The organism is Parabacteroides sp. PH5-46, assembly GCF_029892785.1.
Classification (GTDB): Bacteria; Bacteroidota; Bacteroidia; order Bacteroidales; family Tannerellaceae; genus DFXE01.
The window spans coordinates 62,631-75,063 of sequence record NZ_JARXXA010000010.1; the positions used below are offsets into that span (position 1 = coordinate 62,631).

13 protein-coding genes are annotated in these 12,433 nt (G+C 42.5%); 3 read left to right on the forward strand and 10 right to left on the reverse strand.

The genetic code is table 11. The features are described from left to right. Nucleotides 1-46: 46 nt before the first annotated feature. The 9 genes from rny to M2470_RS11625 all read right to left on the reverse strand — a co-directional run bounded on the left by rny (nt 47) and on the right by M2470_RS11625 (nt 6,626). On the reverse strand, nt 47-1,582 hold the full coding sequence (gene rny, locus M2470_RS11585; RefSeq protein ID WP_280745184.1) for a ribonuclease Y: 1,536 nt from the start codon (nt 1,580-1,582) through the stop codon (nt 47-49). A 105-nt stretch (nt 1,583-1,687) separates the two neighbouring features. Continuing rightward, on the reverse strand, nt 1,688-1,990 hold the full coding sequence (locus M2470_RS11590) for a cell division protein ZapA (RefSeq protein WP_280745183.1): 303 nt from the start codon (nt 1,988-1,990) through the stop codon (nt 1,688-1,690). Nucleotides 1,991-1,995: 5 nt separating this feature from the next. Then, a complete protein-coding gene (locus tag M2470_RS11595; protein WP_280745182.1) occupies nt 1,996-2,289 on the reverse strand; it encodes a hypothetical protein in 294 nt (97 codons plus the stop codon). 150 nt (nt 2,290-2,439) lie between these two features. Further along, complete coding sequence (locus tag M2470_RS11600) at nt 2,440-2,640, reverse strand: winged helix-turn-helix domain-containing protein (protein WP_280745181.1); 201 nt, start codon at nt 2,638-2,640, stop codon at nt 2,440-2,442. A 146-nt stretch (nt 2,641-2,786) separates the two neighbouring features. Beyond that, a complete protein-coding gene (locus M2470_RS11605) occupies nt 2,787-3,455 on the reverse strand; it encodes a phenylalanine--tRNA ligase beta subunit-related protein (RefSeq protein WP_280745180.1) in 669 nt (222 codons plus the stop codon). A gap of 2 nt (nt 3,456-3,457) precedes the next feature. Next, nucleotides 3,458-4,285 carry a peptidoglycan editing factor PgeF gene (gene pgeF / locus M2470_RS11610; RefSeq protein WP_280745179.1) on the reverse strand — a complete coding sequence of 276 codons (828 nt, stop codon included), beginning with the start codon at nt 4,283-4,285 and terminating at the stop codon, nt 3,458-3,460. Further along, nucleotides 4,257-5,405 (reverse strand): GTPase ObgE, encoded by a 1,149-nt coding sequence (gene obgE, locus M2470_RS11615; protein ID WP_280745178.1) that lies wholly within the window; start codon nt 5,403-5,405, stop codon nt 4,257-4,259. The genes pgeF and obgE overlap by 29 nt, the downstream gene beginning before the upstream one ends. A gap of 91 nt (nt 5,406-5,496) precedes the next feature. Next, nucleotides 5,497-6,069 (reverse strand): adenylate kinase, encoded by a 573-nt coding sequence (locus M2470_RS11620; protein WP_280745177.1) that lies wholly within the window; start codon nt 6,067-6,069, stop codon nt 5,497-5,499. A gap of 8 nt (nt 6,070-6,077) precedes the next feature. Then, nucleotides 6,078-6,626 (reverse strand): phosphoribosyltransferase family protein, encoded by a 549-nt coding sequence (locus M2470_RS11625; protein WP_280745176.1) that lies wholly within the window; start codon nt 6,624-6,626, stop codon nt 6,078-6,080. Between the two features lie 131 nt (nt 6,627-6,757). Between M2470_RS11625 and M2470_RS11630 the strand changes: the two genes are divergently transcribed. Beyond that, entirely contained in the window at nt 6,758-8,281 is a 1,524-nt protein-coding gene (locus M2470_RS11630) for an NAD(P)H-hydrate dehydratase (protein ID WP_280745175.1), read from the forward strand. Between the two features lie 142 nt (nt 8,282-8,423). Here the strand turns inward: M2470_RS11630 and M2470_RS11635 are convergent, their stop codons facing one another. Next, nucleotides 8,424-9,227, reverse strand: coding sequence for a methyltransferase domain-containing protein (locus M2470_RS11635; protein ID WP_280745174.1), 804 nt, complete (start codon nt 9,225-9,227; stop codon nt 8,424-8,426). A gap of 133 nt (nt 9,228-9,360) precedes the next feature. On the opposite strand from M2470_RS11635, the gene M2470_RS11640 reads away from it, so the two are divergent. Continuing rightward, complete coding sequence (locus tag M2470_RS11640; RefSeq protein WP_280745173.1) at nt 9,361-10,041, forward strand: queuosine precursor transporter; 681 nt, start codon at nt 9,361-9,363, stop codon at nt 10,039-10,041. A 130-nt stretch (nt 10,042-10,171) separates the two neighbouring features. After that, a complete protein-coding gene (locus M2470_RS11645) occupies nt 10,172-12,328 on the forward strand; it encodes an elongation factor G (RefSeq protein WP_280745172.1) in 2,157 nt (718 codons plus the stop codon). The last annotated feature ends 105 nt before the right edge of the window (nt 12,329-12,433 follow it).

A 12,433-nucleotide genomic window follows, 5' to 3' on the forward strand; every position in this document is an offset into this window, starting at 1 on the left:
GGGGATACCATATCAGGCATCCCCCTTTTTCATATAACACATTTCTTTACTTCGCGTAGCTTACAGCACGAGTCTCACGGATAACTGTGATTTTCACCTGTCCCGGATAAGTCATTTCGTCCTGGATCTTTTTAGCTATTTCGTTTGACAAGTTTTCGGTGTCTTTATCATCTATCTTGTCTGCTCCAACAATTACACGCAACTCACGTCCAGCCTGTATGGCATAAGTTTTCACAACTCCGGGATACCCCAAGGCCAGTTGTTCCAGATCGTTCAAACGTTTGATGTAGGCTTCTACTATTTCGCGACGTGCACCCGGACGTGCGCCCGAGATAGCATCACATACCTGTACAATCGGAGCCAGCAATGATTGCATTTCTACCTCATCATGGTGAGCTCCTACGGCATTGCAGATATCTGGTTTTTCTTTGTATTTCTCACATAACTTCATCCCCAAAATAGCGTGTGGCAATTCCGGTTCATCATCAGGAACTTTACCTATATCGTGTAACAATCCGGCTCTTTTTGCTTTCTTGGGATTCAATCCCAGCTCTGAAGCCATAACAGCGCAAAGATTAGCTGTTTCGCGAGCATGCTGCAACAAGTTTTGTCCATAGGAGGAACGATATTTCATCTTACCGATCAAACGTACCAGTTCAGGATGAAGTCCATGCACTCCCAAGTCGATAGTTGTACGTTTACCGGTTTCGATAACCTCTTCCTCTACCTGTTTACGCACTTTAGCCACAACTTCTTCAATACGTGCCGGGTGAATACGTCCGTCCTGCACCAACTGATGAAGAGCTAAACGTGCTACTTCTCTGCGCACAGGATCAAATCCTGAAAGCACAATCGCCTCCGGGGTGTCATCTACAATGATCTCAATCCCGGTAGCAGCTTCCAAAGCCCGGATATTTCGTCCTTCACGTCCGATAATACGTCCTTTTATTTCGTCTGACTCTATATGGAATACTGTAATAGAATTCTCTATGGCTGTTTCTGTAGCTACTCGCTGAATAGACTGAATAACAATCTTCTTAGCTTCTTTATTGGCCGTCATCTTAGCTTCTTCCACTATTTCATTAATATAAGAAGTAGCTTGCGATTTTGCTTCATCTTTCAGTGATTCGATCAAGCGTTCTTTTGCTTCATCAGCCGATAACCCCGAGAGGATTTCCAATTGTTCAACTTCTTTTTGATGGAGTTTATCCAATTCTTGTTTCTTTTTCTCCACCAAATCAAGTTGCGTATTCAAATTCTCTTTTATAGAGTCTATTTCTGCATTTCTGCGTTGAAGGTCTTCCTGACGTTGATTAACCGATAGCTCTTTCTGTTTTAAACGGGCTTCTACTGATTGTATTTTAGAGTTACGAGCCGAAACTTGCTTCTCCAGATCAGCTTTCAAATGAAGGAATTTTTCTTTGACCTCCAATAGCTTGTTCTTCTTTATTACTTCCGCTTCCTTTTCTGCTTCCCTAAGCATAGAGTCATGCTTGGATTTAAAAAGGAAACGCATAATGAACCAGACTAGCAAACCTCCTACTATGAAGGCTACTATTGATATGATTATTGTTATTTCCATTATTACAATTATTTAATAAACTATATTTTAGATATAAAAAAAGCACTCACATTACACGAAAATTCGTGTATGCCAGTGCGGAAACCATAGATTTATATCAATATATTACAAGCTGTCTTTCAAATATGACTCTAACTCATCCGTCAATTGCTGGATTTTATCCGCAAAAGGAGAGGTATCATTTTTTCTTTCCAGTCTTAAATTCTCTATTGAAAGCTGAAGAGTAACCATGGCCAACAAATCCTTTACATCCACTTCGGAAGTTGAAAAAACCCTTCGGTACTGAGTCATCTTACTCTCGATCTGTCTGGCCGCATGGCGAACCAACTGTTCGTCTTTACGTTCGATCCTCAACCCGTAAGGCTTTTCAGCTATTTTTACATGTATAAGAAATTTATTATCGTCCATTACGTCTATTCATTTAATAGTGCAATGCACCTATCTACTTCCCGCACCAACTTCGACAATCGTTCTTTTGCATGCTTCATTTCCGCTTTATCTTCAGAAATCTTTCGTGCAATTAACAAAAAGTCGTATTTAGCCTCTAGTTTCGAGATCTCTTGTTTTGCAAGCTGCAATTCTTTATTTTTTATTTCCAAATCATCATTGAGTCTTTCTATCTCACGTTCTTGCTCATTATATTTTGCCAGCAACTCGTGAAACTTATCCTCAAAACCAGCTAACAATTTTTCTTGATCATCGGTCATTTTAAGCCAAATTCTTGACAAAAATAATTGAATGATTTCAATTTAACAACTGTCTTTCTAATTATTTTAATTTATCAATGAATAGATACAAAAAAGGCTGTCCGGTTATTTAACGAACAGCCTTCTTAATTTCTTTCGTTTTTGACTCTCTTAAACAAGACTAACGAATACGTCCCCTTCTTTTTCCTCAAAAGCAAGCTTACCTTCTTTAGCCAACCAACCTAACGCAGCATACACATCTTTTTCTGCCTTAATTTTGGTTACTTTCTTCAAATCTTTTACACTTTGTTTGCCGCCTTCATGCAACGCATTCCAAACAAGGCCGGCATTTGTTCCAATTAATTCAATCATGTTTGATTATTTTTTTGTCAATCGAGACAAAAGTATGGATTTATCTATTAACCAAGAAATAATACATGTTTTTTAGCATGTTTTTAGTTGTTTTTTAACTATTAGAGACAATTAACAGTCTTATAACATTCTTTTTGCTTTTCCTTTTAACACTTAATTAAGCTTATTCCCAGATTTGCAGCTGTTACATATTTCTTTAACAAATCTTCTGCATACTCGCCTGTTTTCTGTAGACCATCCTCACCCGAGTATGCATTAACAATCATTAGCAAGCGAGTTGTTTGAAGGTCTATCTTCGTTCGCTCTTCATCACTTGTGGGTGTACCGATGCCTCCGGACTTATCTCGATACACCGGCAAGCCGCAGATGTTTAATTCGCCACGACCGATTCCGTGATACAGTTCTCCTTCTCTTCCGACGCCCAACACCAAGCTTTCGCCATCTATTTTGTCTACATCAAAGGCTCCTATGGAGTAACCGCTTTTAAGGGATACCAGGTTTACGATATCTACCAATGTATCTATTTTATATAATGGTAAATCACGTAAGATGCGGCGATAAAGGGCTTCGGCAGACGGGCGATAGCGGTTGGGGTCTTTCCCCAGCGTCTTATATGCTTGTCGCGTTGCTCTGATTGGCAGCCATTTGTTTACTTCTTCCAATTTAAAGGTATTCCGGATTTCCTCTTCTATCAGGGCGATCTCCCCCCATAGTTTGGGGTCCGAGGGCGTATTCTTTACATCACAAGAAAGCGCCAGGACATGCAGGTCCGGACAAGCTTTCCTAATCTCTTCCGATATTTGTATTTGTATCATCTTTAATGCTGAATGAAAATTCCTGTAAGCATGCGTCCACTGGCGATTCCCAAACGTCGAGCCGAAAAGAAATCCTCCTGGTTAGTATAGGTGCAAATGCCTGCTGTTTCTATATTTTCAGAAAGAACACCTGCTGTCTGCATTTGCCACTGATTAGCATGCCACAGGTCAATATGGGCTTTTCCGGTTTGAGTGTTTCTTTTCATAATAGAATGGAGGGGCAAACCTGATGCTGCGAAAGCTTCTACCACTTCTTCTCCCACTTCAAAGGCCTCAAGTCCAATAGAGGGTCCGATGCCAGCTTTCATATGAGCAATCTCACAACCGAATGTTTCTTTCATGTACTGAAGCGTTTTTGAGACGATCTGCAAAACGGTTCCGCGCCAGCCGGCATGAACAGCTGCCACGACCTTCTTATCGGGAGCATATAGCAGCACTGGCACACAATCTGCTGTAGATACAGCGACACATACATTTGCCTCAGCTGTTATCAACGCATCTACACCATGCAGCATCTCCCGTTGCTGTTCACAAGAAAGAGCAAGATAGGCCTTATCTAATACAGCTATTTTATCTCCATGTAGTTGATGAGCAGCAAACAGCCTGTCTTCTGACAGTCCTAATGCCGAGGATAATAAAGTACGATTTTCAGACACACATTCCGGATTGTCCCCACAATACTCCCCTAAGTTAAATGAAGCATAATTACCAGTACTTACACCACCCCGGCGAGTTGATATAAAATGAGAAATGTTGCATTCCTCAGCTAAATGAGTGAATTGCAACATTTCCAATTCTTTATTATTCAGGATCTTCATCCTCCCAGTCATACTCTTCATATTCGTCATCCCATTCTTCGTCGTCATCAACAGGAAAGACATAATCGTCGTCATCCTCGAAGGATAGTGTACTCAAGTCTAAGTTTTTATGAATAATCCGCTCGGCTTCGTGGAATGTTTCCTTGTTTAATTCCTTCCACAAAAGATCTTTCAACTCCATGATACCAAAGCCACTGACAGAAGATATAAAAACAGCCGGAACATCTTCCGGTAGCTCTTCCGACAAGGCTTCTATCAGTTCGTCATCCAGCATATCGCTTTTGGTAATCGCCAGCACCCTGCTTTTAGTCAGCAACTCGGGATTATACTTCACCAGTTCGTTATGCAGAATTTCATACTCTTTCTTTATATCATCCGAATCGGCAGGGATCATAAAAAGCAACAGGGAGTTACGCTCAATATGTCTGAGAAAGCGCAAGCCAAGTCCTTTCCCTTCACTCGCTCCTTCTATAATTCCCGGGATATCAGCCATTACAAAGGAACGATTGTCCCGATAACTAACGATTCCCAGATTAGGCTCCAGGGTAGTAAACGGATAATTGGCAATCTTTGGTTTAGCAGCCGAAACAACCGACAGCAAAGTGGATTTTCCTGCATTGGGGAAGCCTACCAAACCGACATCGGCAAGGAGTTTTAACTGAAGAATGATTTTACGTTCCTGTGCCGGTTCGCCAGGTTGAGCATAGCGTGGTGCCTGATTGGTAGACGTTTTAAAGTTCCAGTTGCCTAGTCCTCCGCGTCCTCCGCTTAGCAAGAGCACTTCCTGTCCGTCATCCGTAACGTCGCACAGGTATTCACCGGTATCGGCATCGTAGACTACTGTTCCGCAGGGTACTTCTATCACGCGGTCTTCACCATCTTTCCCAGAGCTTCGTTTTGCACTGCCGCCTTCACCATTTGTCGCAAAGATATGGCGCTCAAATTTCAGGTGAAGCAATGTCCAGTAATTTCGGTTTCCACGCAGATAAACACTGCCACCTTTCCCTCCGTTACCGCCATCCGGTCCGCCTTTGGGGATATACTTCTCCCGACGGAAATGGGTAGACCCTCTTCCGCCCTTACCCGAGCGACAATATATCTTCACATAATCTACAAAATTTGATTCTGCCATTTTCTTTTATTTAGGCAGAACGAAACAGGGAACACGCAGAACGGAGAATCTATTGAAAAAGCCGTGCTGCGTGCTGCGTGCTGCGTGCTGCTTATATCAATTCGTTTATTTTTTCTCTTATCAGGTCGAATATACCTTCGATCGTGCCAACACCTTTTACGGCATGGTGCTTACCTTCTTTTATGTAGTAATCGGCCAAAGGAGCTGTTTGCGTATGGTATACATCCAGGCGCGATTTGATTGTATCTATGTTATCGTCCGAACGGCCTGATTTCTTGCCACGTTCCAGCAGGCGATCTACTAACTCATCCTCGTCTACGTGCAAATTAATCATTACCGTAACGTCTGTGCCACGCTCATTGAGCATCTTTTTCAAAGCTTCAGCCTGTGGAATGGTACGGGGAAAGCCATCAAAGATAACTCCCTTTGATTCTTTCTTACTATCCAACACCTTGGCCAGTATATCGATAATAAGCTTGTCGGGAACCAGTTGCCCTTTCTCTATATACCCACTGGCAATCTTCCCAAGTTCCGTTTCATTCTTGATTTCCGCCCGCAAAACATCTCCGGTAGAGATATGATCCAGGCCAAATTCTTTGATAATCAATTCACTTTGCGTTCCTTTCCCTGATCCGGGAGCGCCGAAAATTACTACATTTAGCATATCTTGTATTATTTATGGTTATCTTCTTTGATCTTATAGATATCGCGATACGCGCGTCCCAGCTCATCATAATCAAGTCCATAGCCAACAATGAAATCATTCGAGATCTCCAGTCCCACATAATCCGGTTTAATATCATACTGCATGGCATCCGGTTTCCACAACATCGTTGCCAGCTTTATATCTGCAACACCTTCGTTTTTCAACTTCTGCATGACACATTTCATAGTAAACCCGCTATCGATAATATCTTCGAGTAAGATCAGAGAACGTCCTTTTATGTCCGACTTTATTGGCATAATTTCCTTCAGTTCGCCAGTAGAACCCGTTCCGTGATAAGACGCATACCGGGCAAAAGTTAGTTCGTACGGACCATTCAGATAGTACATTAAATCGGCTATGAACATAAAAGCTCCATTCAATATCCCCACAAACAACGGATTCGTGCCCGCTACATCTCTTTCTATTTCCCGGGCAACCCTTTCTATCGCTCCTTTGATCTCCCTCTCAGGGATATACAATTCAAATTCTTTATCTTTCAGCTGAATGCTGTTCATGCTCTTCTTTCCTAAATAATATAAATTAAGGTGCAAATTTAGCACTTTTTCAAGGAAGCACAAAGACCAGACTCTATTAAAGATAAATAATATATACCTTTGTCTGTTGATTTATTAAAACACATAGCCAGATGATTAAAATATTCACGACAGAAAAGGTAAAAGAACTGGATCAATATACAATACAGCATGAACCGATCCTCTCTATTGATTTAGTAGAACGCGCCGCAACGGCATTTGTACACGAATTTATCCGGCGATATTCTAGACAGAAACGTGTTGTGGTATTTGCAGGACAGGGGAATAATGGAGCCGATGCCCTGGCGATTGCCCGCTTACTGAAGGATGAATCATATAACGTTGTTACCTACCTCTTCAACCCTACGAATCAACTTTCTCCGGAATGTGAAGAGAACAGACAACAACTCCGAGAAATGATCAAGGACGACTCCTTTCATGATGTTACTACCCAATTCAAAGCCCCCGATCTGAGCCATCATGATGTAGTGATAGATGGTTTATTCGGCTCAGGTTTAAACCGTCCGCTCTCCGGAGGCTTTGCCGCTGTAGTTGATCATATAAATGATTCCGATGCTTCTGTGGTGGCTATAGATATTCCTTCGGGCTTGATGGGAGAAGATAATCGTGAAAACAATCCGGAAGCTATTATACGTGCGGAACTGACCTTGTCATTCGGTTTTCCTAAGCTGGCTTTCCTTTTTCCTGAGAATGCTCCTTATGTTGGCGAATGGAAGATACTGGACATCGGGATACATCCTGCTATTATAGAAAGGACTCCAAGTCCTTACCGGCTGATAACCGAAGAAGATATCAGCATGGTACTGGCTCTGCGTGATAAGTTTGCCCACAAAGGCATATTCGGTCATGCATTGATGATTGCCGGAAGCCGGGGGAAGATGGGAGCCTCTGTGCTGGCATCGAAAGCCTGTCTGCGAAGCGGTGCAGGATTAGTAACTGCTCATATCCCGCAATGTGGCGAACAGATCCTGCAAACATCCTTTCCGGAAGCCATGGTGAGTCTTGATACACATCACGAATATATTACATCTCTGCCGAACTTGACTGCCTATTCGGCTATTGGAGTTGGCCCCGGTTTAGGTAAACAGCCTGATACGGCAGAGGTATTGCAACAGCTATTTTCGGGAACAGACGCCCGGATGGTAATAGATGCCGACGCCATCAACCTGATTGCTATGGACGACAACCTGCTGAAGGCTATCCCCCGGCGCAGTATCCTTACACCCCACCCCAAAGAATTCGACCGCTTAGCAGGCGAAAGCAACTGCGGCTACGAACGCCTGATGAAAGCACAGGAATTTGCGAAAAAACACGAATTTTTCATCATTCTGAAAGGTGCTCACACTGCTATTTGTACGCCTAATGGAAATATCTATTTCAACAACAGCGGCAATCCGGGTATGGCAACAGCCGGAAGTGGCGACGTATTGACAGGCATCCTCACCGGTTTGCTGGCACAAGGATACAAGCCTGATACAGCTGCTGCCTTAGGAGTATTCATTCATAGTACAGCAGGCGATCTGGCCGTAACGACCAATCCTCACTGTTCTGAAGAAAGTCTGATAGCCGGAGACATCATAGAAATGCTTGGAAAAGCCTTTAAACAAGCTAAATAAACCAGATATTTCGTACTTTCATACCGATTTATTGATCGGTTCACAAAGGTGAGCGACATGGCTCACAAAGGTGAACCGGGCGGATCACGGGGGTGACCAGCTCGGCTCACCTTTGTGAGCCGCTGAAAAATATACTACTAAATCAGAAATCCGACTTCTTAAAATACTTATAATAAACGGATTTACAGAATTCTTTTCCCAGCAATCTTACAATCATCCATTTATTTGCATTTATAATTATCCGGAACAAAGACATTTGAGACAAATCGTTTTTTATCATCTTGAGGTATCGTACATGATCTACCATGGGTATTGGGGCGTAATCTATGCAGAAATCACCTTCCGGAGCTTTTATTTCCTCTTTTTTATCCTTGCGGACATACAACAGGATGTTTTGCCGGTGAAAATCCAACACATCCATCTTATCCCACAAATATTTCCTCAGGCAATCTACTGCTATAAAGCCATTTTCATTAAATAGCTTGTTCCAGTACGCAGGCCATTGCTCATTTACGTGATTGTCTCCTCCCTGAAACGGTATAGCAGCCGAAAACAAAATAATATCCGACGCATCCGTAAGTGCCTTAACAAATCCTTTTGCTGATTTTTCCAACAAATGTTCAGCCACTTCAATCGAAATAGCTAAATCATATTTCTTATCAAGTACTATTTCTTTATCAAAATCTGCTTCAACAAAACATTCGGGAGGAATAACTAACAGATCCTTTTTTACCCATGAGCCATCTAAGCCTTTAATCTCTTTCACGCCATATTTCTGTAAGGATGCAAGCCATGTTCCGGTAGCACAACCGAAATCAACGACCGAATTTATTTGGGGTAATACTTTAAAGGCTTCAGTTAAGACAATATCTACGCTATCAGTCTTTTTCTTACATCTGTTCCCTTCGTAAAAGAAGTTGTCGTACTGCTTTTTATTTGTTTCCATAATAGATTTTACACTGGTGTTAGTATGGAAAACGTTACGATAAGGGTATTTATTGTTTTTTTATAAGGATTGCGTATCTTTGTAGTGAAATTAATTCCGTGTGCTTGTACAACCACGTAAAAAACAAGAAAATATGCAAAAAACAGTAAGTATTCCTTTTATGCTGCTCGGCATTTTGTTTAATGTATGCCTCATAGCAGCCAATCTTTTAGAAACGAAAGTCATCCAGGTATTTGGCATCACCGTAGCTGCCGGATTGATTGTTTTTCCCATCTCGTATATTATAAACGATTGCATTGCAGAAGTGTATGGCTATAAGAAAGCCCGGTTGATCATCTGGAGCGGCTTTGCGTCCAACTTCCTCGTCGTTTTCTTTTCCCAACTGGCCATATTGCTTCCCGGAGCTCCCTTTTGGGAAGGAGAAGCAGGATTTAACTTTGTATTCGGACTGGCGCCCCGTATCGTGGCCGGAAGCTTTATCGCTTTCCTTACAGGCTCATTCCTCAATGCCTATATCATGAGCAAGATGAAGATCGCTTCCAAAGGGAAAAACTTCTCTTTACGCGCCATTGTCTCTACGGTTGTAGGCGAAAGTGCCGACTCGCTTATCTTCTTCCCTATTGCCTTCTGGGGGCTGATGCCCACGCGAGAGTTGATCGTCATGATCATTGCACAAACCGTTTTGAAATCCTTGTACGAAATTTTTGTATTACCTGTTACGATCCGGGTTGTAAAATATATCAAGAAAATAGAAGGTGCGGATGTATATGACACACATACCTCCTTTAACCCTTTAAAGATAAAAGATATTTGAAACATGCTAAACAGCTATGTTCTGTAACAGGCTGTCTTTAATTGCTTTTCTCATCCACATTCCATAATTTGCGAACTTTTGAAAAACAGGAATAATCCTTATTTATAAACACATTAAAAATCCTGATATCATGAAGGTTTATCAAGCAAATGAAATTAAGAACATCGCCATCTTGGGTAGTTCGGGCTCTGGGAAAACCACTCTCGCTGAAGCTATGCTTTACGAGGGTGGAGTTATAAAACGTCGCGGCACTGTTGACGGAGGAAATACGGTGAGCGACTATTTCCCGGTTGAGAAAGAGTATGGATACTCAGTGTTCTCAACCGTTTTTAGTGTGGAATGGCAGAATAGAAAATTGAATTTTATTGACTGTCCGGGATCCGACGACTTTATCGGCGGAGCTGTATCTGCACTGAATGTTACAGACACAGCCCTGATGGTAATCAATGCACAGTACGGAGTAGAGGTTGGAACGATCAACCAGTTCCGCTACACAGAGCAGTTCAACAAACCAGTTATTTTCATCATCAATCAGTTAGACCAGGATAAAGCAGATTATGACGGAACTATTACCCAGTTGAAAGAAAGCTATGGTAGCAAAGCGGTTCAGATTCAATATCCAATCAGCACAGGAGCAGGCTTTAATGCCGTAGTTGATGTATTGAAAATGAAGATGTATCGCTGGAAACCCGAAGGTGGCGTTCCTGAAGTACTGGACATCCCGGCTGAGGAAATAGATAAAGCAACCGAGCTACATGCCACATTGGTAGAAGCTGCTGCTGAGAATGATGACGCACTGATGGAAAAGTTCTTTGAAGAAGGAACCCTGAGTGAAGACGATATGCGTACCGGAATCAGTGCCGGATTGATACAACGTAGTATGTTTCCGGTATTCTGTGTGTGTGCAGAAAAGGATATGTGCGTACGCCGTACCTTGGAATTCCTTGGCAATGTAGTTCCTACTGTTGATAAAATGCCTCATGTAAAAACTATAGACGGACAAGATATTGCTCCGGATCCTAACGGACCAACCAGTCTGTTCTTCTTCAAAACGACGATTGAATCTCATATCGGACAGGTTTCCTATTTTAAAGTGATATCAGGAAAAGTAAAAGAAGGTGACGACTTGCTGAATGCAGACCGTGGTTCTAAAGAACGTATCGCTCAGCTATTTTCCGTTTCCGGACAGAATCGGAACCAGGTACCCGAAATGGTAGCCGGCGACATCGGTGCTACGGTAAAGCTGAAAGATTTACGCCGGGGTAATACCCTCAACGGCAAAGGAGCCGACTATAAGTTCGACTTTATCAAATACCCGAATCCTAAATACCGCCGGGCCATCAAACCGGTGAACGAGTCTGACGCTGAAAAGTTGGGAGAATTATTAAACCGCATGCGCGAAGAAGACCCAACCTGGCTTGTTGAACAATCAAAAGAACTGAAGCAAACCATCGTTTCAGGACAAGGAGAGTTTCACCTCCGCACCTTGAAATGGAGATTGGAGAATAACGAAAAGTTAGCAATCGAGTTCCTGGAGCCGAAGATACCTTATCGTGAAACCATCACCAAAGCTTCACGTGCCGACTATCGCCACAAGAAACAATCCGGAGGTGCCGGCCAGTTTGGTGAGGTACACATGATTGTAGAGCCCTATCACGAAGGCGTTCCTACCCCTGAAGTATATAAATTCGGTGGACAGGAATATAAGATATCTGTACGTGACACGCAGACCATTGACTTGGAATGGGGAGGTAAGTTGGTATTTATCAACTCTATCGTGGGAGGTTCTATCGACACCCGCTTCCTTCCGGCCATCTTGAAAGGTATCATGGCACGTATGGAGCAAGGTCCGTTGACCGGTTCATATGCCCGTGACGTACGCGTAATCGTATATGACGGTAAGATGCACCCGGTAGACAGTAATGAAATTTCCTTTATGCTTGCCGGACGTAATGCGTTCAGTACGGCATTTAAAGAAGCTGGTCCTAAGATTCTGGAACCAATCTACGATGTAGAAGTATCCGTTCCTGCCGACTATCTGGGAGATGTAATGAGTGATCTGCAAGGACGTCGCGCCGTTATCATGGGTATGAACAGTGAAAAGGGATATGAAAAACTATCGGCCAAAGTTCCTTTGAAAGAGATGTCTTCCTATTCTACTTCATTAAGTTCTATTACCGGAGGACGCGCTTCTTTCACCATGAAGTTTGCTGCTTACGAACTTGTGCCTACCGATGTACAGGACAAGCTGCTCAAAGCATACGCAGAAAGCCAGGAAGAAGATTAATCATATTACCTTCATACATTTTTATGATAGAGACAGGGCATTGCCTTGTCTCTATTTTTTTAACACAAATGTTCTCGAATTGTAAGATTATATTGATAGCTTTGT